Genomic DNA, 22,894 nt, shown 5'->3' with positions numbered 1-22,894 from the left:
CGAATTTAGCGCGGCCATGCGATGCCGTCGGCGGACAGGGGGAACGATGTACGAGGCGGGAGCGAAAACGGTAGAGCGCCGATGGTGGGAAACGCCGTGGTTTGCCCTGGTGATAATCCTTTCCGCTGCCGCTCCGCTGCTGTGGCCTGCGCTACCACCCCTTAGCGACCTGCCGGGGCATATGGGCCGCTGGCACATCGCCACGGCGTTGCCGACGTCCCCCGATCTCCAGCATTATTACACCTATCACTGGGCGCTCGTGCCCAATCTCGGCATGGATCTGCTGGTCCCGGCGCTGGCGCGATGGCTCGGCCTCGAACCGGCGACCAAGCTTGCGGTGATCGCCATCCCGATGTTGACCGTCGCTGGACTGCTGTGGACGGCGCGCGAAGTGCACGGTCGGATACCACCGACCGCGATCTTCGCGCTCCCGCTCGCCTACGCATGGCCGTTCCAGTTCGGCTTCGTGAATTTCGCGCTGTCGCAGGCGTTGGCGTTCTGTGCGTTCGCACTGTGGATACGCCTCGGGCGACAGGATCGGTTGCTGCCGAGGGCGGTCCTGTTCATGCCGATCGCCTTCGTGGTGTGGATCGCGCACAGCTTCGGCTGGGGCATGCTCGGACTGATGGCAGCAGCGGCGGAACTGGCGCAGCTACGGCGCGACGGGCGGCGCTGGCTTGCCGCGTTGGTGACGGTGGCGGTTCGCTGCCTGCCGCTGGCGTTGCCATTGATCGTCATGATCGTCTCGGCATTGCAGGCACCTGCCGGGGGCGGGGCGGCCGGGCTGGGTGCGGCCGACTGGTTCGACGGAACGGCCAAGCTGCGCTGGGCGATCTCGATCCTGCGAGATCGCTGGCGGCTGTTCGACGTCGCCTCGGCCATGCTGTTGGTCGCGGTGTTGTACCTTGCGGCACGTAGCCGGAAACTGGGTTTTTCCGCGGTACTCGGTTGGCCGGCGCTCGCATGCCTTGCGGCGTTCGCGATACTGCCGCGACTGATGATGGGCGGCGCCTATGTCGATATGCGGATGGCCCCCGCGGTCGCGATGCTGGCGGTTCTCGCCATCCTGCCGCCAACCGGCGACTTGCGATTCGCGAGAGCGCTGGCGATCGCCGGAACCGCATTCCTGATGCTACGGCTGGTCGGCACGACCGTCAGTTTCGTCGAGCGATCGGGCGAGCAGCAGCGCGAACTCGCCGCGATCGCGCATATTCCGCAGGGAGCTGCAGTCCTGTCGCTGGTCCAGCGACCGTGTGGCAATAGTTGGTCGGATCTGCGACGCGATGCGCTGCCGGGCATGGCGATCGTCCGCCGCGATGTCTTCACCAATGCACAATGGGCGTTGGAGGGGCAGCAACTCCTCCACATCCGTTACGTACAGGCCGCGCCGTACCTTACTGATCCCTCGCAGATCGTGTTGCCGAAGCTGTGCCGCACGTTCGGATCCGATTTCGACGCGGCCATCGCCCGTTTTCCGCGCGACGCGTTTTCGTATGTGTGGACGATCGGCTTTCCGCCCGGCGCGGCGAAGGCTTCCGACTTGCGCGTATCCTGGACCAACGGCGAGTCGACGCTCTACCGGGTGGTGCGCTAGATTTGCGCGGTCACCAGTGCGTCGATCGCGCCCTGGAGGATGTAGGCGGCGGCCATCTTGTCGACGAGTTCGGCCCGCTTGGCGCGGCTGGCGTCCTGTTCGATCAGCGTGCGCGTCACCGCGACGGTCGACCAGCGCTCGTCCTGGAGAAGGATCGGCAGCCCCATGTCCTTGAGGTTCTGCGCGAACGCGCGCGTGGATTGCGAGCGCGGGCTTTCGCTGCCGTCGAGGTTGATCGGCAGGCCGATGACGAGGCCGACGACCTTCTGCGCGGTGATGATCTCGGCGAGTGCAGCCTTGTCCTTCTGGAACTTGGTGCGGCGGATCAGCAGCGCGGGGCTCGCGAAGCTCCAGCCCGCGTCGCACAGCGCGGTGCCGATCGTCTTGGTGCCGACGTCGAGGCCGATCAGCCGGCCGCCATCGGGGAGCGCGTCGCGGAACTGCGCGGCGGAGAGCGTGATCATTGGGCGAAGGCCTTCAGGCGGCGGTTGGCGTCCGCGCGGACGTTCGCCCAGAACAGGCTATAGTCGTAGACGTGGTAGTTGTTGCCCGGCAGCACGTACGGCCCGAGGTTCGGTCCGTCGCCGATCAGCAGGAAGCCGCGGTCGGCGCAGCGCGCGGGCACGCTGCCGACCGCCATCGTCGCGGTCGCGAGATCGGCGGCGGGGACCAATGTGCCGAGGTTGGCGGTCGCGGGCGCGGCGGCGTCGGCGGTGCCGGTCAGCGGGTTGGTGCAGACGATCGGCGTGCCCTTGCGGGGCCGGCCGTCGAACCCGATCGTCGCGTCATAGGCGTCGACGATCAGCGACGGATCGGCGGGCTCGGCGAAACTCTCCCAGGACAGGATGCAGCCGGTCTGATCGGCGGTGCGGCACTCGGGCAGGCCCATGCGCGGCAGATCGGTCGCGCGCGAGACGGGCCAGCCGACGACATAGGCGGCCACGATCCGCGCGCGCAGTTTCGGGTCGGTCGCGATCCGGTCGCGCAGCAGCCGGGTCAGGTGCGCGCCGCCCTGGCTGTGGCCGGCGAGGATGATCGGGCGGGTCGGGCCGACTTCCTTCAGGAAGCGGTCGAACGCCGCAGATACGTCTCCATAGGCGAGCGCGAGCGCGCGTTCGCTCTCGGCGGCGCTGGTCAGGAACGCGCCGAACGTCGCCTGGCGATAGCGCGGCGCCCAGATGTCGCCGGCCTCGTTGAACGCGCTCGCCTGGCCGCGGAGGAAGAGTTCGGCGCGTGCGTTGGTCTCCGGATCGTCGATCGGCGCGTTCCAATGGTCGCGGTTGATGTACGATGTCGGGTGGATGAAGAAGATCGCCGCGCCGGTGCCGCGCTGGCCGGGCGTGTAGCCGGGGGGCGTCCAGAGCGCGGGGTTGCCGGGCGCGTCGGGGCGCGCGAGCCACATGATCTTGCGCGCATAGATGTTGCGCGGGGCTTCGCGCTGCGCCTCGAACGTGGCGCGCGGAACCATCGCCATGCGGATCATGTCGGTCCCGAACAGGCGGTAGGCGAGCAGCGCGGCGATCGCGAGAACGATCATCGCGGCGACGAAATAGAGGAACTTGCGGGCCAAGCGGGACCTTCCGTGCAGGCGGTGTGGCTCCCGTGCCGCAAGCTGGGGACGGTTGCAACGGGCGCGTTCTTGTTCGTCGAGGGAAGCTGTTCCCCCGCGGAGGCGGGGGCCCAGGATCTCGAACGATACCGCCTGTAATCCTGGCTGTAATCCTGGGCCCCCGCCTCCGCGGGGGAACTGGAGGGGGCGGGGTTGCCGCTCCCATCGATCCTCCCCCGCCAGGGGGAGGTGGTTGGCACTTGCCAGACGGAGGGGGAGGACACGGAACGGGCGTTTTCCTTTCCTCCCCCTCCGTCGCTTCGCGCCACCTCCCCCTGGCGGGGGAGGATTGCATCTCGGACGGGAAACATATTGCGCCCCCGCGCCGCACGGTGCTAGCCGAGCGCCATGTCCGTAGATACTGCAACCGTGAAGCGGATCGCGAGCCTTGCGCGCATCGCGATCACCGACGAGGACGCCGCCCGCATGGCGCCGGAACTCGGAAACATCCTTGGCTGGATCGAGATGCTGGGCGAGGTCGATACGACCGGCGTCGAGCCGATGACCGCCGTCATCCCCAACACGCTGCGGTTGCGCGACGACGTCGTCAACGCCGATCCGCTGACCGGCGGCGGCATCCGCGAGCAGGTGCTGGCCAATGCGCCGGTGGCCGAACACGGATTCTTCGCCGTGCCGAAGGTGATCGAATAATGACCGACCTTACTGATCTGGGCGTCGCCGGCATTCGCGACGGTGTGCGCGACGGCTCCTTCAAAGCCCGCGAAGTCGCCGACGCGTTCATCGTAAAAGTCAGCCAAGCCAAGGCGTTGAACGCGTTTCTGGTCGAGACGCCCGAACACGCAATCGCCGCCGCCGCCGCCGCAGACACTGCGCGCGCGGCCGGCGAGACGCTCAAGCCGCTGGCCGGCGTGCCGATCGGCATGAAGGATCTGTTCTGCACGAAGGGTGTCACGACGACCGCGGCGAGCCATATCCTCGAAGGCTTCACGCCGACCTATGAGTCGACCGTCTCGCAGAACCTGTGGGATGCAGGCGCGGGGATGCTCGGCAAGCTGAACATGGACCAGTTCGCGATGGGCTCGTCGAACGAAACGTCGGCGTTCGGCAACGTGATCTCACCGTGGAAGCGCAACGACGGCGGCAACGCCGCGCTCGCGCCGGGCGGGTCGTCGGGTGGCTCCTCGTCGGCGGTCGCCGCGCGGCTGTGCCCCGGTGCGACCGGCACCGACACCGGCGGCTCGATCCGCCAGCCCGCCGCCTTCACCGGCATCTCGGGCATCAAGCCGACCTATGGCCGCTGCTCGCGCTGGGGGACGATCGCGTTCGCCTCGTCGCTCGACCAGGCCGGGCCGATGGCGCGCGACGTGAAGGATTGCGCGATTTTGCTCGAGGCGATGGCCGGGTTCGACGCCAAGGACGGCACCTCGTTGCAGCTCGACGTGCCGAAATGGGAAGCGGGTTTGTCCTCCAATCTCAATGGCCTGCGCGTCGGTATTCCCAAGGAGTATCGCGTCGACGGCATGCCCGAGGAGATCGAGGCGCTCTGGCAGCAGGGCATCGACTGGCTGAAGGATGCCGGCGCGACGATCGTCGAGGTCTCGCTTCCGCACACCAAATACGCACTGCCCGCCTATTACATCATCGCGCCGGCCGAGGCGTCGTCGAACCTCGCGCGCTATGACGGTGTGCGCTACGGCATCCGCGACCTGCCGGCGGGGGCAGGGTTGCAGGACATGTACGCGGCGACGCGCGCCGACGGCTTCGGCCCCGAGGTGAAGCGCCGCATCATGATCGGCACCTATGTGCTGTCGGCCGGCTTCTACGACGCGTACTACACGCAGGCGCAGAAGGTCCGCACCCTCATCGCGCGTGACTTCGAGAAGGCGTGGGAGACGTGCGACGTCCTGCTCACTCCGACCGCACCCTCGGCGGCGTTCGCGCTTGGCGAGAAGTCGGCCGATCCGATCGCGATGTATCTGAACGACGTCTTCACCGTGCCGTCCTCGCTGGCCGGATTGCCCGCGATGTCGGTGCCGGGTGGCCTCGATCACCACGGTCTGCCGCTCGGGTTGCAGATCATCGGCAAGCCGCTCGACGAGCAAGGCGTGCTCAACGCAGGCCTCGCGATCGAACAGCGGGCAGGATTTACGGCGCGGCCGGAGGCTTGGTGGTAATATGAGCGACTATCGTATCCAGGGCGAAACCGGCGAGTGGGAGGTCGTGGTCGGCCTCGAAGTCCATGCGCAGGTGACGTCGAACGCCAAGCTGTTCTCCGGCGCGGCCACTGCGTTTGGCGCGGAGCCGAACACGCAGGTTTCGCTGGTCGATGCGGCGATGCCGGGGATGCTGCCGGTGCCGAACCGCGAATGCATCCGCCAGGCGGTCCGCACCGGCATGGCGATCGAGGCGCAGATCAACAAATGGTCGCGGTTCGACCGGAAGAATTACTTCTACGCTGATTTGCCGCAGGGCTATCAGATCAGCCAGCTCTATCATCCGATCGTCGGCGAAGGCGCGATCGACATCAGCCTTGACGACAAGAACCCTGATGCGGCCGGCAAGCGGATCGGCGTCGAGCGGATCCATGTCGAGCAGGATGCCGGCAAGCTGATGCACGACCAGCATCCGACGCAGAGCTATGTCGATCTCAATCGCTCGGGCGTGGCGCTGATGGAGATCGTGTCGAAGCCCGATCTCGCATCGCCTGCCGAAACAGGGGCTTACCTGCGGAAGCTGCGATCGATCCTGCGCTATGTCGGATCGTGCGACGGCAACATGGAAGAGGGCTCGATGCGCGCCGACGTCAATGTCAGCGTGCGCAAAGAGGGCGACGAACTCGGCACGCGGACCGAAACCAAGAACGTCAATTCGGTGCGCTTCGTGATGGCGGTGGTCGAGCAGGAGGCCAAGCGCCAGGTCGAAGTGCTCGAGGCGGGTGGCAAGATCCAGCAGGAGACGCGGCTCTACGATCCCGATCGCAACGAGACGCGCTCGATGCGGTCGAAGGAAGATGCGCATGATTACCGCTACTTCCCCGATCCCGACCTGTTGCCGCTCGTGCTCGACGATGCGTTCCTCGAGGAATGCCGCGCGTCGCTGCCCGAACTGCCGGATGCGAAGCGCGCGCGGTACGAGGCGCTTGGAATCACCGCGTATCAGGCGACCGTGCTGACTGCCGAGGTCGAAGCGGCGCGCTGGTTCGATGCGTTGCTGGATGCGGGCGTGAAGCCGGCGGCGGCGGCGAACTGGACGACGTCGGAACTGTTCGGCGCGCTTAACCGGACGGGCAAGGATATTTCTAATTCGCCGGTGTCGCCCGCGCAGGCGGCGGAACTGCTCGGGCTGATCGCCGACGGTACGCTGTCGGGGAGCCTTGCCAAGCAGGTGTTCGAGGTGATGCTCGAGACCGGCGACGGCGCGGCGAAGGTCGTGGAGGATCGCGGGTTGAAGCAGACCAGCGATACGGGCGCGATCGAGAAGGTCATCGCTGACGTGATGGCTGCGAACGCGGACAAGGTCGCGGATTATCGTGGCGGGAAGGACAAGCTGTTCGGGTTCTTCGTCGGTCAGACGATGAAGGCGATGGGGGGGAAGGCTAACCCTGCCGTGGTGAACGAGGTGCTGAAGACGGCGCTTGGGGAGTCGGTGGCGCCTTAAAAGGGGGGCCGTACTTTATCCCTTATCCCGCAGATTCTTGTTCTCCCGCGAAGGCGGGAGTCCAGGGTAACGGAGCGTAGCGCTGCTTGATTCCTGGGCCCCCGCGTTCGCGGGGGAACGGTCAAGGTGCAGCCCTTTTATCTGCGCCTCCCCGGCCTTCGCCGGGGTGGTGGCAATTGCGAGGGTAGGGGCTAGAGAACGTGCCTAGCCCGCCGTTACGCGCCATCCACCTTCTGCGGATGATGCGGCACCAGGATCAGCACATTTTCTTCGACCCGCCATGACGCGAGGCGCGACAGGAAGTTCATCCCCAGCACGTTGGTATCCCCGAACGCGGGCGACACCACCACTTGCAGATCCCGCGCGACGATCGCGCCCAGTTTTAGCTCGCCGATCTTGCCCGATTGCGCGGGGATCGCGCCATTGGCGGTCTGCAGGACGATCGGCACGACGCTCGGCCGCGCATCGATCCCCGCCGCCGCCGCGGTCTTCGTTGACAGCGCGGTGATCGTCGCGCCGCTGTCGATCAGCAACCGGCGCTCGACCCCATCGATCCGCGCCCGCGCCCAGAAATGCCCGTCGGGCGACATGCGAATCCGCACCTCCCCGCCGACGACCTGCTGGTCGTCGATCCGGAGCAGCTTGGCGATCTTGCCCAGATAGGGATCGAACTGGCTACGCTGGCCGATCGCCACGAATAGCAGCGCGACGAGGGCAAGCGTGATCGCGGTATTTACGAGCGTGCGGATGATCGGAATGCGCTGTGCGACGACCAGCACGAGGACCGCGATGGCGATCGCGCCATAGAGCGTCTGATGCTGGGCGAAATCAGGAAAGGAGAAGATCGGCGGGTCCTTGGGCAATAGAGTGAAACGTGAACATAGTAGCGGCGTCAGGCTGTATCGAGGCTGACCAGTTTTTGCGTCGTGCAGGCGGTCGGCGGCGAGACGGTCGAGAACGGTCCGGGTTGTCGTCGCCCGCGCATGTCGCAGGCGCTATGCCCTGTGCCGCGCGGACCGAAGGGGGGCGAGATATGGCGAAGCACGGTAGCTATGCGGCGATAGCCTTGGCAGGCGCGATCGGGCTGGTCGCGCCCAGCCATGCTGCAATGTTCCCCATCGTGACCGCCGATCGGGACGACCTCGATCGGCTCCGCCTGATGACTCCGTCGGCGTTTCAGGCGCGGACGACGTTGTCCGACGATGCACTCGACAGGGTTGCGACCCTCACCACCACCGACGGGTTCATCGAACACCGGTCGTTCGGTGGTCACGCGCCCGACGACGTGTTCCTGCGGGCGTTCATCGACAAGACGACGGGCCAGGTCAGTTACCAGGTGTATGTGTCGATCCGATATCGCGCCTATACCTGGGCGCACTGGGACAGCGCGACCTACGAAGCGACTGGCGGCCCGCTGTCGGCCCGCGTCGACCGGATCGCGCGGTTGCGGACCGTGTGTCGTCGCGGATGGATCTGTCCCCGATCCGAAACGATCGGCTTGAGAATCGCGGGGTCCGTGCTCAGGCAGCAAGCGGAACGCTATACGCCCGGCGTAATGACGGCATGGCAATTCAAAGTGACGGCAAAGGCGGGCGGCGAGCGCATCCTGATGCTGTCGACCGCGGAGATTGCCGCCATGCTGATGGCGGTCGACGCGTATCGCGCCGGCCACCATCTGCCGCAATCCTGAACGCGCTTTGGCGTCGTTACTGAGCGTCCGCATCCTGGTTCTTGGTTACGCCACCGGTGCCGCCGACGCCGTCGGGGAGCCCTGAGTCTGTAAAGGTTTCAGGCTCGGCGCCGCCGTCGCCGCGTTCGACCGCGTCGGATCGCGACGCTACGGCCTGTTCGATGTCGCTGCGCGTATCCGTGTCACGATCCTCGGGACGCGTATCCGGATCGGTGCCGGCATGCGTGGAAGGCTTGGGGTCGGTCATGATGATCCCTCAGAATTCGGGCTGAATGGGGGCGGGGTCGGTCGAGGGCGGGCCTGGATCGGGATAATCGACGTCTGGGGCGGGCGGGCTGAACTCCGGCGGCGGCGTCGTCGGCTCTGCCGGCTGGCTCGGCGTCGGGAATTCTGCGGGGGGTTGGGTAGCCATGATGCTCTCTCCTTCTTCCGCATCAACGCGTGCGATCACGTGTAGTTGCCCGTCGTGTTGCCATGCGTGCTTGCCCCGGGATACAACGTTGGTATAGACGCGCCCGCTACGGCGATGTCCTGTGCGGGCGTGGCGGAACTGGTAGACGCAGCAGGTTTAGGTCCTGCCATCGCAAGATGTGGGGGTTCGAGTCCCTTCGCCCGCACCACTCCGCCGCTCGGGCGGGGCGACACCCAGACGAATTTTTCCCGAATGCTCTTTTAGACAAAGGCCGGACATGCAGACTGTCGAGACGTTGAACGAGGGCCTCAAGCGCGCCTACACCCTCACCATCACCGCGAAGGATATCGATGCCAAGGTCGATGTCGAGCTGAAGCGCCTCGCGCCGCAGATGAAGATGCCGGGCTTCCGTCCGGGCAAGGTGCCGGCGAACCTCATCCGCAAGATGCACGGCCCGGCGCTGACGCAGGACGCGGTGAACGCCGCGATCCAGGAGGGCGTCCAGACGCTCGTCGCCGAAAGGCAGCTGCGTCCCGCGATGCAGCCTTCGGTCGAGCTGGAAGACGGCTATGACCTCGGCAATGACGCGGTCGTCAAGGTCGAGATGGAAGTCCTGCCGCAGGTGCCGGCACCCGCGATCGACGGCATCAAGCTCGAGCGCCTGACCGTGCCCGTCGCCGACGAGGCGGTCACCGAGCAGCTCCAGAAGTTCGCCGACCAGCAGAAGAAGTGGGACGACGCCGCTGACGACTATGTCGCCAAGATGGGTGACCTCGTCACCGTCGATTTCGTTGGCAAGACCGCCGACGGCGTCGCGTTCGACGGCGGCACGGGCACCGACATGGGCGTCGAGCTCGGCGCGAGTCGCCTGATCCCCGGCTTCGAGGACCAGCTCGTCGGCGTGAAGACCGGCGACGACAAGGTCCTGAACGTGACCTTCCCTGAGGAGTATCAGGAGAAGTCGCTTGCGGGGCAGCCGGCGACGTTCGACATCACCGTCAAGTCGGTGAAGACCGCGGGCGAGAGCGCGATCGACGAGGATCTCGCGAAGTCGCTGGGTCTCGAGAGCCTCGAGCAGCTCACGGGCTTGCTCAAGGGTCAGATCGAGCAGGAGCATAACGGTCTCACGCGCACGCACATGAAGCGCAAGCTGCTCGACCAGCTCGCCGAGGGTCACGACTTCGAGGTTCCGCCGTCGATGGTGGAAGCCGAGTTCAACCAGATCTGGTCGCAGCTCCAGCACGAAGCCACGCACGAAGCCGATCCCGAGGCCGCAATGGCCGAGATGGAAGGCGAGCGCGACGATTACCGCAAGATCGCCGAGCGTCGCGTGCGCCTCGGCCTGCTGCTGTCCGAGATCGGTCAGGCGAACGGCGTCGAGGTGTCCAACCAGGAAATGCAGCGTCTGCTCGCCCAGGCTGCGCAGCAGTATCCGGCCGAGCAGCGCCAGCAGTTCATGCAGTACATCCAGCAGGAGCCGATGGCGGCCGCCCAGCTGCGCGCACCGCTGTACGAGGACAAGGTCGTCGACTTCCTGTTCGAGAAAGCCGAGATTACCGATCGCGAAGCGACGCGTGAGGAGCTCGAGGCTGCGATCGAAAGCGAGGACGGGTTCGCCAGCGGCACGCACACGCATGATCACGACAACCACAAGCCGAAGAAGAAGGCTGCCGCCAAAAAGGCCAAGCCTGCTTCTGACGAGGCTGCTGCGGACGAGACCATGACGGACGAGGCACAGGCTTCGGACACGGCGGACGATGCCAAGCCTGCGAAGAAGGCGCCTGCCAAGAAGAAGGCGGCACCGGTCGAGGCAGAGACCGCGGTGACCGAATCGTCGCCGGTTGCAGCTGAGAATGCCGAGGGCACCGAAGCTGCCGATGCACCGGTGAAGAAGCCGCGGGCGAAGAAGGCACCCACCAAGACGGAGGCGTAAAGGCTTCTTCCGTCATGCCGGGCGCGTCCCGGCATCCACTAGTCCGCATGCTCTCAAGCCGATGAGTATGCGGGGCGGTGGACCCCGGACGAGGTCCTGGGTGACGGAGCGGGTCAAGATTGGTGCTCCATCAAACTACCTCCCCGGCGGAGGCCAGGGCCCAGTTGGAAAGGTAGCTGTAACGACGCGCAAAGCTTCGTTATGGACCTTCCCGAACTGGACCCCGGCCTCCGCCGGGGACGTGCGTTTTGGGATGGTTTCGGTGACTGAAGTTTTGCCCGCTGTTCGATCTTCGATACCGTCGCCAACTGCGCAGGGCAGGGCATGATCGAACCTCGAATCGCCGTCCTGCTGCCGTGCTACAACGAGGAGGCAGCGATCGCGCAGACGGTGGCGGGGTTCCGCGCCGCGCTGCCCGGCGCCACCCTCTACGTCTACGACAACAACAGCGCCGATCGGACGGTTGATGTCGCACGCGCGGCAGGCGCCGTGGTGCGTACCGAGCGAATCCAGGGCAAGGGCGCGGTCGTCCGGCGGATGTTCGCGGACATCGATGCCGATATCTACGTGATGGCCGATGGCGACGCGACCTATGACGCGGCCTCCGCGCCGGCTTTGGTGGCGCGCGTGCTCGACGAACAGCTGGACATGGTCGTCGGCTCGCGGATCAGCCAGGTTCAGGAAAGCTATCGGCGCGGGCACCGGTTCGGCAACGCGCTGCTGACGGGGATGCTCGCGCGGCTGTTCGGGCGCAGCTTCACCGATATCCTGTCGGGCTACCGCGTGTTCTCACGGCGGTTCGTGAAGAGCTTTCCGTCGTTGTCGGCGGGGTTCGAGATCGAGACGGAGATCAGCGTCCATGCGCTCGAGCTGAAGATGCCGATCGGCGAGGTCGAGACGCCGTATTATGCGCGGCCCGAGGGGTCCGAATCGAAGCTTAGCACCTATGGCGACGGGTGGCGGATCCTGCGGACGATCGTGACGCTGTACCGGATCGAGCGGCCGCTCTGGTTCTTCGGGGTCATTGGTGGGGCGTTTGCGGTGCTGGCGCTGGTTCTCGGCATCCCGCTGGTGCTGACCTATATCGAGATCCACCAGGTCCCGCGCTTCCCGACCGCGATCCTGATCACCGGGCTGGGTATCTTCGCAGCGCTGAACGTCTTTACCGGCCTCATCCTAGATACCGTCGTCCGCGGTCGTCGCGAAGTACGGCGGCTGGCCTATCTCGCCTATCCCGCCCCCGGAGTCTGACTCGCTCGCTTCTCCTGTAATCCTCCCCCGCAAGGGGGAGGTGGCTGGCGTTAGCCAGACGGAGGGGGAGGTAAGGGAAACCGCTGTCCCGTGTCGGCCCCCTCCGTCGCCTTCGGCGCCACCTCCCCCTGGCGGGGGAGGATCGTTGGGCTTGCGCCTGGGGCGGCTTCTCCCCGGTGGGGCGGAGGTGGGCAGGGCTTGAACTCCCCGTTGCGAGCGCCGATGTTGGCGGTTCACTGGGGCATAAGAGAGATTTCCATGCACAATCCGTTCGAGACCGGCGACTTTGCTAGCCCATTGGCCAGCGCCGGACTCGGCCTGCAGCAGACGCAAGCAGGCCTGGTTCCCATCGTCATCGAGCAGTCGAACCGCGGCGAGCGTTCGTTCGACATCTTCTCGCGCCTGCTCCGCGAGCGCATCATCTTCGTGACCGGTGGCGTCGAGGACGGCATGGCCTCGCTCATTACCGCACAGCTGCTCTTCCTCGAGTCCGAGAACCCGAAGAAGGATATCTTCATGTACATCAACTCGCCGGGCGGCGTCGTAACGGCGGGCATGGCGATCCACGACACGATGCGGTACATTCGCCCGCGCGTCGGCACGGTGTGCATCGGCCAGGCCGCGTCGATGGGCAGTTTCCTGCTCGCGAGCGGCGAGCCCGGCATGCGCGTCGCGATGACCAATGCGCGGATCATGATCCATCAGCCATCGGGCGGCGCTCAGGGCATGGCCAGCGACATCGAGATCCAGGCGCGCGAAATCCTGCGGATTCGCAAGCGTATGAACGAGCTGTACGCGCAATATACCGGCCAGCCGATCGAAGAGATCGAGCGCCGGATGGACCGCGATACGTTCCTCGAAGCGAACGAGGCGAAGGATTTCGGCCTGGTCGACGAAGTGTTCGACAAGCGTCCGGCACCGGCTGACGATACCGCGAAACCCGCTTGAGCGGGGCCGGCACGGGGCGAATCGTACGTCCCGCCGGTTTATTTGATTGTAGGAACTCCGGGGTACGTTACGGTAGCGGCCCCGGAAACGGCACGTGCACCGACATGCGCGAGAGGTGATTGAATGACGAAGCTGAGCGGTGGCGACTCGAAGAGCACCCTCTATTGCTCGTTCTGCGGCAAGTCGCAGCACGAGGTCCGCAAGTTGATCGCCGGGCCGACGGTCTTCATCTGCGACGAGTGCGTCGAGCTATGCAACGACATCATCCGTGAGGAGACGAAGTCGGCACTGGTGTCCAAGAAGGACGGCGGTGTGCCGACTCCGCAGGAGATCTGCGACGTCCTCGACGATTATGTGATCGGCCAGAAGCGCGCCAAGCGCGTCCTGTCGGTGGCGGTGCACAATCACTACAAGCGGCTCAACCACGGCGCCAAGGGTGCAGATGTCGAGTTGTCCAAGTCGAACATCCTGCTCGTCGGGCCGACGGGTTGCGGCAAGACTTTGCTCGCGCAGACGCTCGCCCGCATCCTCGACGTGCCGTTCACGATGGCCGATGCTACGACGCTGACCGAGGCCGGCTATGTCGGCGAGGATGTCGAGAACATCATCCTCAAGCTGCTCCAGGCCTCCGACTATAACGTTGAGCGGGCGCAGCGCGGGATCGTCTATATCGACGAGATCGACAAGATCAGCCGCAAGGCCGAGAACCCCTCGATCACGCGCGACGTGTCAGGCGAGGGCGTGCAGCAGGCGCTGCTCAAGCTGATGGAGGGCACCACCGCCTCGGTGCCGCCACAGGGTGGCCGCAAGCATCCGCAGCAGGAATTCCTGCAGGTGGACACGACCAACATCCTGTTCATCTGCGGCGGTGCGTTTTCGGGTCTCGAGAAGATCATCGGCGATCGCTTGCAGGGCAAGTCGATCGGCTTCGGCGCGTATGTCGCCGGACCGGACGAGCGCAAGACGGGCGAGACGTTGAAGTCTGTCGAGCCCGAGGATCTGCTGAAGTTCGGCCTTATCCCCGAGTTCGTCGGTCGCTTGCCGGTGATCGCGACGCTCGAGGATCTCGATGTCGACGCGCTGGTGAAGATCCTGAAGGAGCCTAAGAACGCGCTGGTCAAGCAGTACCAGAAGCTGTTCGAGATGGAGGACGTCGCGCTCGGTTTCACCGACGACGCCTTGGTCTCGGTCGCCAAAAAGGGCATCGAACGCAAGACCGGTGCGCGCGGGCTTCGCTCGATCCTGGAGAGCATCCTGCTCGACACGATGTTCGACCTGCCCGGCATGGACGGCGTCGACGAGGTGATGATCGACAAGGACGTGATAGAAGGCCGCAAGGAACCGATCCGCGTCTATGCCGAGAAGAAGAAGGCCGGCGACGCGGCGTAACGCTCGAGCGGTTTACGATTGGGGAGGGCGTCGAGCGATCGGCGCCCTTTTCGTTTGGGGCGCGAACTCGCCGATCAAACCCCCGTCCGTCATCCTGACGAAAGTTATGACCCAGGGTACTGAGCGTAGGCGCGTTTGGCTCTGGATCCTGACTTTCGTCAGGATGACGATGGGGATGTGGTGGCGCGCGCGTGTCCTAGTCGCCCCTTGTGCCTAGACGAGGAAGAGCGGCGACGTGGCGTGACGGCCTGTCGTTTCGAGATTCGGGAAGGGCGTTGGGCGATCGTGGCCCTTTTTTCGTTCGGGGCGAAACTCGCCGTTCGACCCCCCTTCCGTCATTTTGACGAAAGTCAGGACCCAGGGTACCGAGCGCCGGTCTTTCTGGCTCTGGGTCCTGACTTTCGTCAGGATGACGGCGGGGATAGGGGTGGCGCACACGTGCCCTATCGGCTTCCCTGGCGAGAAGACGAAGACTGGCGACGTGGCGTAACGGCCTGTGGGTTTGGGGAAGGGCTTTGGACGATCCGCGCTGCGTTTTGTTTGGGGAGCGAGCCCATTCGTAGACCCCCGTCCGTCATCCTGACGAAAGTCAGGATCCAGGGTACCAATCGCAGGCCTGTTTGGCTCTAGATCCTGACTCTTGTCAGGATGACGGTGGAGGGTGGGGTGTTGCGACGCATCCTCCCTCCCCTTGGAAGGGCGGGGACGGGTTTGCCGCTAGGATTGCGCGGTTAGCAGCCGAAGCCGCTCATAGTCCTTCGGACGCCCGAACAGCGTGAGCATCTCGGCCAGTTCCTGCCGGTCGGGCACATAGACGGTGGCCCCTTCGACTAAGATCGGCACGCGCGTTCTCGGAGCCACCTCGGTCCACGCCGCCGCGGTCGCGACATGGAACCCGGCCATGATCTCGACCACCAGTGGCGGGGCCGTCCACTGGCCGAACACCGCCGACCGGAACATCGCGCTCCCTGCATCTTTCGCCGGACCGACCCCCAGTCGCGCCATCACGCGCCGGGCATCCTCGACGCTCGTCAGCACATCGACGTCGCCGACCGTGACCAACGCCACGCCGTGAAGCGCGACCGCCGCGCTGGAAATCACCCACCATGGATCGCGCGCGTTGCGCATCGCCTGCGCCACCATGACGAGCGTTTGGCGGAGATCGGGGGGCAGCATCCGGCCAATCTACCCGAACCCGGCCCCCGCACAATCGCCCTACCCGGACCCTTATCGGTCGTCGCGCATTCGTTGGGTGAGTGAAACGAGGGAGCATGCATGACGATCGAAGTGGCCGACCGCCAGAACGACCATGTGGCAGAAACGATGCCCGACCGGCTGGCGCTTCCGATCTGGACGCTCGTCGCGCCGGGTCTGGGGCTTGTCGCGGTTCTCGTGGGGTTGGCCAAGATGGGTGCGCTGGGCACCGCCGCCGCGGTGATCGTGCTGATCGGCAGCGTGCTGGCGGCGGTGCATCATGCCGAGGTGATAGCGCACAAGGTCGGCGAGCCGTTCGGTACGCTCGTCCTTGCGATCGCGGTTACGGTGATCGAGGTGTCGCTGATCGTCTCTCTGATGCTCTCGAACGCGGGCGATGCGACCACGCTGGCGCGCGACACCGTGTTCGCGGCGATCATGATCATCCTGAATTTCATCATCGGCCTATGCCTGCTCGCGGGCGCGGTGCGGCATCACGAGCAACGCTTCACGCTGAAGGGCATGACCGCCGCGCTTGGCGTGCTCGCGGCGATGGCGGTGCTGTTGCTGGTGCTGCCGAACTACACCTCGTCGACCTCGGGTCCGACCTATGCGGCGTCGCAACTGATGTTCGTCGCGGTCGTCTCGCTGATCCTCTACGGGACATTCGTGCTGGTGCAGACGGTGCGCCACCGCGACTATTTCCTGCCCTCGACCGACGACAAGGACGATCATGCCGCGCCGCCGTCGCGTCGCGCGACGGGGATCGCATTCGCCGCGCTGCTCGTGGCGCTCGTCTCGGTGGTGCTACTTGCCAAGACGTTGTCGCCGACAATCGAGGCGGCAGTGCTCGGAGCCGGCCTGCCGCTGACCGTGGTCGGCGTGGTGATCGCCGCGCTGGTACTCGCGCCCGAGAGCCTGGCCGCGTACAAGTCGGCACGTCGCAACCGGTTGCAGACGAGTCTCAACCTCGCGCTTGGTTCTGCATTGGCGACGATCGGGCTGACAATCCCCAGCGTGGCGATCGTGTCGCTGGTCCTCGACCTGCCGCTCGCGCTGGGGATCGACGCGAAGAGCATGACGCTACTCGCGCTGTCGCTGTTCGTCGCCACGCTGTCGCTGGGCACGGGGCGGACGACCGTCTTGCAGGGCGTCGTCCATCTCGTGATCTTCGCCGCCTATCTGTTCACGACCGTGGTGCCGTGACGCGTCAGGGGCCCTGCGTCGCCAGATAGGCGATGACGTCGGCGCGGTCTTTCGGGTCGGGGAGGCCTGCGAACGCCATCGTCGTGCCGGGGACCATCCGGCGCGGGTTGGCGAGCCATTGGTCCATCCGCTTGGCGTCCCACGTTCCGCCGAGTGCCTTCAGCCCGGCGGTATAGGCAAAGCGTGGGCGGCGCTCGCCGATCGGTCCGCCCAGTACGCCGTAGAGGTTGGGGCCATCGGTATCGCCCGCATAGCGCCCGATCGTGTGACATGCGGTGCAGCGGCGGAAGACGCGTTCGCCGTGCGCGATCTGGCTGGTCGAGGCCGCGTCCGGCGCCGCGCCGCATCCGGCGAGCGCCAGTGCTAGCAAGGGCCAGCCCGTGACCTTCATGGTCTCTGGCGAGCCGCCAAGGCGAGGCCCGCGGCGATCTGCACCACCGCGTAGAGACGCCGACGGCCGGGGCGGTCGACGAAGGGCGATACCAGCTTTTCCGTGCCCAGCGCGTCGGCCTTCCAGAGATCGACGTGGCGACGCGGCTGGAGCAGGCCGATCAGGCCGTCGCCGACCATGAAGATCGCGGCCATCTCTGCCGCGCGGGAAATCCACGGGCCGTTCTCCTGCGAACGCAGGAGCCCAGGAGTCGCGGGCGGTGTTTCTTGGAACCCTGGGCCCCCGCCTTCGCGGGGGAACGGCGGCGTGGTCATTGTGGCTTGCCCTTTGCGGCTTGCGCGGCTTTCCAGGCGGCTACGTCTTCGAGTGCGATGCTGCGGCGGAGGACCAGCGCGTCCGGGTCGATCACCACATGCGCCCTCCCCGGGACCGACAGGCTCGCCTTCCCGCCGGTCATCGGCAGCGTCCGCGTCTTGCCGTCGAACTGCACCTGAACCGGCAGCGGGAACGCGCCGTTGCCCGGCACCTTCCACGCCAACGTCAGCATGTTTCCGGTCCGGGTCTCGACCAGGTCGGGGAGGGCTGCCTGGCGGAGATACACGTCGAAGAACCAGCCATACTCCTTCCCCGTTACCTTGCGGACGAGCGCTTCATACTCCTTTGTCGATCCGAATCGCGGCGTAAAATTACCCGGCTTGGGATCCGTGCGGCCGTACACCGCCAGCCGCGTGACATCGAAGAACGCCTTGTCGCCGATCAGGGCGCGCAGCGTGTGGAGCATCCACGAGCCCTTATAGTAGATGTCCTGCCCCGCGCCGCCCTTGTCGAGTTCGTACACCTCTTCCTCGGTGGTGATGCGCTGTTGCGTGATGGGCTTCAGGTTCATGATCGAGGTGCGCTCGCCCTGCATCATCGCCGCATAGCGCGCGCGCCCCTCGCGCCACTGGCCATAGAGCGGCTGCATGTACGTGCCGTATCCCTCGTGCAGCCAGTAATCGTCCCAGTTCGCCGCGGTCAGCTGATTGCCGAACCACTCATGCGCGAACTCGTGCTGGAACAGCCAGTCGAACCCTTCCGGCGCCTTGGCATAGTCGTTGCCGTAGGCGTTGATGGTCTGGTGCTCCATGCCCTTGTGCGGAGTCTCGACAACGCCGAGCTTCTCGTCGCCGAACGGGTAGGGGCCGATCAGCGATTCGAAGAAGTCGAGCGTCGGCGCGAATTCGGCGAACAGCTTTTGCGCCTGCGCCTTCTCGCCGGGCAGGTACCAGTAATACATCGGGATGCTGTTGCCGTAGCGGCTCCTGTAGGTGCCGCTGATTTCCTCATACGGCCCGACGTTCAGCGCGACGCCGTAGGTGTTGGGATGCTTGGCGCGCCAGTTCCACGTCGTCCGGCCGTCCGTCAGCGTGTCGACGCCGAGCAGCACGCCGTTCGATGGTGCCTTCAATCCCTTCGGCACGGTGATGTGAAGCGTGACCAACGCGGGTTTGCCGGTCGGGAAATCGAGGCACGGCCAGAACAGGTCGCAGCCATAGCCTTCCGCGGTCGTCGCGAACCACGTCCGGCCATCGGGCGTCTTCGACCAGACCATCCCGTCGTCCCAAGGCGCCTTCACCGCGACATGCGGCGTGCCGCCATAGGTGATCTTCGCAGTGACCTTGCCGCCGGCCGCGACCGGCTTGGGGAGCGTGATCGTCAAGCGGCCCTCGGGATTGCTCCACGCCGTCGGCGCGAGCGGCACGCCGTCGATCGCGATCGCGCTGACCGGCAAATTGCGATCGAGGTCGATCGGCAGGCGGGTGAGGGGGGCCTTTGCGGTGAAGACCAACGTGGCGACGCCGTTCAAGCTTTCCGTCTCGGGCAGCACCTCGAACGCAAGGTCCGCGCTGTCGAACGTGAGCGCGGTCTGCTCGGGTGTCAGCACGCCGCCGGACCGCTGCGTCTGCGCGGTGATCGCCGGTTCGCCCTTCTTGGGAAGCGGGGCGGCGGCGAGAAGCGCGGTGGCACTGGCGGCAAGGAGAAGGCGGGAGATCATGTCCGGCATTGTCGCGCTTGGGCGGCGCGCATACAAGTGCGATCCAGCATCTTCGGTTCTCCTGCGAACGCAGGAGCCTAGGGTCTCAAACGCTGCAGCCCGTTACCCTGGACTCCTGCGTTCGCAGGAGAACTGCTAGGCTCGGGTAACGCACCAAAACCCCTAACCACCGCCAACCGATTGATGGACGCCGTATCCTCACCATATAAGCGGTAGATTATGCCCCCATGCAGGCACCCACCGGAGCGTTCATGACCCAGTACCCCGTCCTTCCCCTTCGCGACATCGTCGTCTTCCCGCACATGATCGTGCCGCTGTTTGTCGGTCGCGATAAGTCCGTTGCCGCGCTCGAAGCGGCAATGGCTGCGGACAAGGAGATCTACCTCGTCGCGCAGGTCGATCCCGCCGAGGACGATCCCGCGCGTGACGACCTGTACTCGATGGGGGTCACCGCGACCGTCCTGCAGCTGTTGAAGCTGCCCGATGGCACTGTCCGGGTGCTCGTCGAGGGCAAGCAGCGCGCGACGCTGGAGACGCTGGACGAGAGCGGCGAGTTTCTCACCGCGACGGTCGAGCCGGTCGCCGATGCCGAGGTCGAGGGTGCCGAAGTCACCGCGCTGATGCGCTCGGTGGTCGACCAGTTCGAGAATTACGCCAAGCTCAACCGCAAGCTCGCGTCCGAGACCGCGGTGCAGATGTCGGAGATCGAGGACGCGTCGAAGCTGTCCGACGCGGTCGTCGCCAACATCGCGATCAAGGTTGCCGAGAAGCAGGCGATGCTGGTCGAGACCAACCCGTCCAAGCGTCTCGAAATGGCGATGACGGCGATGGAGGGCGAGTTGGGCGTCCTGCAGGTCGAGAAGAAGATCAAGAGCCGCGTCAAGCGCCAGATGGAGAAGACGCAGCGCGAATATTATCTCAACGAGCAGTTGAAGGCGATCCAGCGCGAGCTCGGCAACGAGGATGGCGAGGGCGAAGGCGACGAGATCGCCGAGCTGACGCAGAAGATCGCGACGCTCAAGATGAGCAAGGAAGCGCGCGGCAAGGCAACCGCCGAGCTCAAGAAGCTCAAGACGATGGCGCCGATGAGCGCCGAGGCGACCGTCGTGCGCAATTATCTCGACGTGCTGCTCGGTCTCCCCTGGGGCAAGAAGTCGAAGATCAAGAAGGACATCGCCGCCGCACAGGTGACGCTGGACGAGGATCATTACGCGCTCGAGAAGGTCAAGGACCGGATCGTCGAGTATCTCGCGGTGCAGGCCCGTACCAACAAACTGAAGGGGCCGATCCTGTGCCTCGTCGGCCCTCCCGGTGTCGGCAAGACCTCGCTCGGCAAGTCGATCGCGAAGGCGACGGGGCGCGAGTTTATCCGCCAGTCGCTTGGCGGCGTGCGCGACGAAGCCGAGATCCGTGGCCATCGCCGCACCTATATCGGCTCGCTGCCGGGCAAGATCGTGACGAACCTGAAAAAGGCCGGCACGTCGAACCCGTTGTTCTTGCTCGACGAGATCGACAAGCTCGGCCAGGATTTCCGGGGCGATCCGGCGTCTGCGCTTTTGGAAGTTCTCGACCCGGAGCAGAACGGCAAGTTCCAGGACCATTATCTTGAGGTCGATATCGACCTGTCGGACGTGATGTTCGTGTGCACCGCGAACTCGCTGAACCTGCCACAGGCGCTGCTCGATCGCATGGAGATCATCCGACTGGAGGGCTATACCGAGGACGAGAAGGTCGAGATCGCCGAGCGCCATCTGGTCGAGAAGCAGATCGAGGCGCACGGTCTGAAGCCGGGCGAGTTCACGCTGACTCAGGAGGGGCTTCGCACGCTCATCCAGCAATATACGCGTGAGGCGGGCGTCCGTACGCTCGAGCGCGAGATCGCCAAGCTGTGCCGCAAGGCGTTGCGCCAGATCCTCGAGAACAAGACGACCAGCGTTACGATCACGCCCGAGAATGTCGGTGAGTATGCCGGCGTGCAGAAATATCGTCATGGCCTCGGCGAGACCGAGAATCAGATCGGTGCGGCCACCGGGCTCGCCTGGACCGAGGTCGGCGGCGAGTTGCTGACGATCGAGAGCGTGACGGTCGCGGGCAAGGGGCAGGCCAAGCTCACCGGCAAGCTCGGCGACGTGATGAAGGAATCGATCGAGACCGCGTTCAGCTTCGTCAAGGCACGTGCGCCGAGCTACGGGATCAAGCCGAGCCTGTTCGCGCGCAAGGATATCCATATCCATCTGCCCGAGGGCGCGGTGCCGAAGGATGGCCCGTCGGCAGGGATCGGCATGGTCACGTCGATCGTCTCGACGCTGACCGGCGTGCCGATCCGACGCGAGGTGGCGATGACTGGCGAGGTCACGCTGCGCGGCCGCGTTCTGCCGATCGGTGGCCTCAAGGAGAAGCTGCTGGCCGCTCTTCGCGGAGGTATCGAGACGGTGCTGATCCCGGCGGAGAACGAGAAGGACCTCGCGGAGATCCCGGCGAACATCAAGGCGGGGCTGAAGATCATCCCTGTCAGCCATGTCGACGAGGTGCTGCGTCTGGCGCTGACCGAGCCGCTCGAGGCGATCGAGTGGACCGATGCGGATGAGCTTGCGGCATTGCCGCCGGCGCCGATCGCGCCGGTCGGGGGTAGCCTTCACCACTGATCCATGTTTGGATCGTAAGCGATGAAGCGGCGGTTTCGTTTGACAGCAGACGGAGCCGCCGCATTATTGCGCGCTGACTGCGGTCGCGAGTCCATCGCGGCCGATTCGAGTTTTTCCCGGGGGATACACATGAACAAGCAGGAGCTTATCGCAACGGTCGCTGATACGTCCGGGCTCGTAAAGGCCGACGCGATCAAGGCGGTCGAGGCGGTATTCGAGGCGATCGAGGCATCGCTGAAGAAGGGCGACGAGGTTCGCCTGGTCGGGTTCGGCACGTTCTCGATCTCGAAGCGCAAGGCGTCGACCGGCCGCAATCCCCGCACCGGCGAACCCATGACGATCAAGGCCTCTACCCAGCCGAAGTTCAAGGCCGGCAAGGGGCTAAAGGACGCGGTCAACTAAGCCTGAACGGCGTATAATCCTCCCCCGCCAGGGGGGAGGTGTCTGGCGCATGCCAAACGGAAGGGGCGGTACGCGATACCCTGCGGTCCGTGTCCTCCCCACCCGTCGCCTTCGGCGCCACCTCCCCCTGGCGGGGGAGGATCGAGGTGATGACCACTAAAGGGCTGGACAGGCGGCCGTCCCATGCCTAAAGGCCCGCTTCCGAACGAGTTTCGGGCGCGTAGCTCAGCGGTAGAGCACACCCTTCACACGGGTGGGGTCACAGGTTCAATCCCTGTCGCGCCCACCAGATTTACGCCGGTTTCTTCGCAGAAGAGGCCGGCGTTTCTGTATGTGCCGTGCGTCAGGCGTCGCGACTTTTGCGGGCGCGTTGTTCCAGATACCCCGTCATCCTGAATTCCCGATACGCTGGCATCCTGAGTTCCCAATACTACGTCATCCTGACGAAAGTCAGGATCCAGAGCCGCACGGGATCGCGGCCAATTACTCTGGATCCTGACTTTCGTCAGGATGACGGATCACGGGTGCGGGTGGCGGGTGAGGGGTGACGGATGACGCGTGACGGCGTGTTCCGATC

21 protein-coding genes and 2 tRNA genes are annotated in these 22,894 nt (G+C 65.3%); 14 read left to right on the top strand and 9 right to left on the bottom strand.

What is annotated here, in order from left to right; translation table 11 throughout:
- Positions 1–109: 109 nt before the first annotated feature.
- Positions 110–1,594 carry a hypothetical protein gene (locus HMP09_RS05865; protein ID WP_176499592.1) on the top strand — a complete coding sequence of 495 codons (1,485 nt, stop codon included), beginning with the start codon at positions 110–112 and terminating at the stop codon, positions 1,592–1,594.
- Here the strand turns inward: HMP09_RS05865 and ruvX are convergent.
- Both ruvX and HMP09_RS05855 read right to left on the bottom strand, forming a co-directional pair.
- The gene (gene ruvX / locus HMP09_RS05860; protein WP_055872724.1) at positions 1,591–2,058 is read right to left on the bottom strand and encodes a Holliday junction resolvase RuvX; all 468 of its coding nucleotides are present in this window, start codon (positions 2,056–2,058) and stop codon (positions 1,591–1,593) included. The genes HMP09_RS05865 and ruvX overlap by 4 nt on opposite strands.
- A complete protein-coding gene (locus HMP09_RS05855; protein WP_176499591.1) occupies positions 2,055–3,164 on the bottom strand; it encodes a DUF3089 domain-containing protein in 1,110 nt (369 codons plus the stop codon). The genes ruvX and HMP09_RS05855 overlap by 4 nt, the downstream gene beginning before the upstream one ends.
- Before the next feature lie 387 nt (positions 3,165–3,551).
- Between HMP09_RS05855 and gatC the strand changes: the two genes are divergently transcribed.
- From gatC to gatB, 3 genes are read left to right on the top strand one after another with little or no spacing between them, the layout of a single operon-like run.
- Complete coding sequence (gatC, locus tag HMP09_RS05850; RefSeq protein ID WP_128453046.1) at positions 3,552–3,854, top strand: Asp-tRNA(Asn)/Glu-tRNA(Gln) amidotransferase subunit GatC; 303 nt, start codon at positions 3,552–3,554, stop codon at positions 3,852–3,854.
- Positions 3,854–5,338, top strand: coding sequence for an Asp-tRNA(Asn)/Glu-tRNA(Gln) amidotransferase subunit GatA (gatA, locus tag HMP09_RS05845; protein WP_176499590.1), 1,485 nt, complete (start codon positions 3,854–3,856; stop codon positions 5,336–5,338). Before gatC ends, gatA begins: the two co-directional genes overlap by 1 nt.
- Position 5,339: 1 nt before the next feature.
- A complete protein-coding gene (gene gatB / locus HMP09_RS05840) occupies positions 5,340–6,821 on the top strand; it encodes an Asp-tRNA(Asn)/Glu-tRNA(Gln) amidotransferase subunit GatB (RefSeq protein ID WP_176499589.1) in 1,482 nt (493 codons plus the stop codon).
- 215 nt (positions 6,822–7,036) lie between these two features.
- Here gatB and HMP09_RS05835 read toward each other — a convergent pair whose 3' ends face one another.
- Positions 7,037–7,684, bottom strand: coding sequence for a retropepsin-like aspartic protease family protein (locus HMP09_RS05835; RefSeq protein ID WP_232090707.1), 648 nt, complete (start codon positions 7,682–7,684; stop codon positions 7,037–7,039).
- Between the two features lie 170 nt (positions 7,685–7,854).
- Here HMP09_RS05835 and HMP09_RS05830 point away from each other — a divergent pair, with 170 nt between their 5' ends.
- A complete protein-coding gene (locus tag HMP09_RS05830; RefSeq protein WP_176499588.1) occupies positions 7,855–8,511 on the top strand; it encodes a hypothetical protein in 657 nt (218 codons plus the stop codon).
- Positions 8,512–8,527: 16 nt separating this feature from the next.
- Here HMP09_RS05830 and HMP09_RS05825 read toward each other — a convergent pair whose 3' ends face one another.
- Together HMP09_RS05825 and HMP09_RS05820 are read right to left on the bottom strand one after the other, a co-directional pair.
- A complete protein-coding gene (locus tag HMP09_RS05825) occupies positions 8,528–8,758 on the bottom strand; it encodes a hypothetical protein (protein ID WP_176499587.1) in 231 nt (76 codons plus the stop codon).
- A gap of 9 nt (positions 8,759–8,767) precedes the next feature.
- A complete protein-coding gene (locus HMP09_RS05820; protein ID WP_176499586.1) occupies positions 8,768–8,923 on the bottom strand; it encodes a hypothetical protein in 156 nt (51 codons plus the stop codon).
- A gap of 123 nt (positions 8,924–9,046) precedes the next feature.
- Between HMP09_RS05820 and HMP09_RS05815 the strand changes: the two genes are divergently transcribed.
- The 5 genes from HMP09_RS05815 (at position 9,047) to clpX (ending at position 14,444) form a co-directional block, all read left to right on the top strand.
- A tRNA-Leu gene (locus HMP09_RS05815) sits at positions 9,047–9,131 on the top strand.
- A gap of 69 nt (positions 9,132–9,200) precedes the next feature.
- Positions 9,201–10,856, top strand: coding sequence for a trigger factor (gene tig, locus HMP09_RS05810; RefSeq protein WP_176499585.1), 1,656 nt, complete (start codon positions 9,201–9,203; stop codon positions 10,854–10,856).
- A gap of 324 nt (positions 10,857–11,180) precedes the next feature.
- A complete protein-coding gene (locus HMP09_RS05805; protein WP_176499584.1) occupies positions 11,181–12,107 on the top strand; it encodes a glycosyltransferase family 2 protein in 927 nt (308 codons plus the stop codon).
- 258 nt (positions 12,108–12,365) lie between these two features.
- Positions 12,366–13,055, top strand: coding sequence for an ATP-dependent Clp protease proteolytic subunit (locus HMP09_RS05800; RefSeq protein WP_056411324.1), 690 nt, complete (start codon positions 12,366–12,368; stop codon positions 13,053–13,055).
- Between the two features lie 123 nt (positions 13,056–13,178).
- Complete coding sequence (gene clpX, locus HMP09_RS05795; RefSeq protein WP_031396414.1) at positions 13,179–14,444, top strand: ATP-dependent Clp protease ATP-binding subunit ClpX; 1,266 nt, start codon at positions 13,179–13,181, stop codon at positions 14,442–14,444.
- Between the two features lie 717 nt (positions 14,445–15,161).
- Here clpX and HMP09_RS05790 read toward each other — a convergent pair.
- Positions 15,162–15,620, bottom strand: coding sequence for a hypothetical protein (locus HMP09_RS05790; RefSeq protein ID WP_176499583.1), 459 nt, complete (start codon positions 15,618–15,620; stop codon positions 15,162–15,164).
- Between the two features lie 99 nt (positions 15,621–15,719).
- Between HMP09_RS05790 and HMP09_RS05785 the strand changes: the two genes are divergently transcribed.
- The gene (locus tag HMP09_RS05785; protein WP_176499582.1) at positions 15,720–16,844 is read left to right on the top strand and encodes a calcium:proton antiporter; all 1,125 of its coding nucleotides are present in this window, start codon (positions 15,720–15,722) and stop codon (positions 16,842–16,844) included.
- A gap of 4 nt (positions 16,845–16,848) precedes the next feature.
- Here HMP09_RS05785 and HMP09_RS05780 read toward each other — a convergent pair whose 3' ends face one another.
- The 3 genes from HMP09_RS05780 to HMP09_RS05770 form a co-directional block, all read right to left on the bottom strand.
- Complete coding sequence (locus HMP09_RS05780) at positions 16,849–17,235, bottom strand: c-type cytochrome (RefSeq protein WP_176499581.1); 387 nt, start codon at positions 17,233–17,235, stop codon at positions 16,849–16,851.
- Positions 17,232–17,429: a hypothetical protein gene (locus HMP09_RS05775; protein ID WP_176499580.1), complete on the bottom strand. Its 198-nt coding sequence runs from the start codon at positions 17,427–17,429 to the stop codon at positions 17,232–17,234. Before HMP09_RS05775 ends, HMP09_RS05780 begins: the two co-directional genes overlap by 4 nt.
- A 116-nt stretch (positions 17,430–17,545) precedes the next feature.
- Entirely contained in the window at positions 17,546–19,270 is a 1,725-nt protein-coding gene (locus HMP09_RS05770; protein ID WP_176499579.1) for a M1 family metallopeptidase, read from the bottom strand.
- A 251-nt stretch (positions 19,271–19,521) separates the two neighbouring features.
- On the opposite strand from HMP09_RS05770, the gene lon reads away from it, so the two are divergent.
- The 3 genes from lon (at position 19,522) to HMP09_RS05755 (ending at position 22,606) form a co-directional block, all read left to right on the top strand.
- Entirely contained in the window at positions 19,522–21,915 is a 2,394-nt protein-coding gene (gene lon, locus HMP09_RS05765; RefSeq protein ID WP_176499578.1) for an endopeptidase La, read from the top strand.
- A gap of 129 nt (positions 21,916–22,044) precedes the next feature.
- Complete coding sequence (locus tag HMP09_RS05760; RefSeq protein ID WP_055872709.1) at positions 22,045–22,317, top strand: HU family DNA-binding protein; 273 nt, start codon at positions 22,045–22,047, stop codon at positions 22,315–22,317.
- Between the two features lie 214 nt (positions 22,318–22,531).
- Positions 22,532–22,606 (top strand) — tRNA-Val (locus tag HMP09_RS05755).
- Positions 22,607–22,894: the final 288 nt, after the last annotated feature.

Source organism: Sphingomonas sp. HMP9, assembly GCF_013374115.1.
Classification (GTDB): domain Bacteria; phylum Pseudomonadota; class Alphaproteobacteria; order Sphingomonadales; family Sphingomonadaceae; genus Sphingomonas.
Note: the sequence above shows the minus strand (reverse complement) of the source record. Positions and strands in the feature narration are given on the sequence as shown.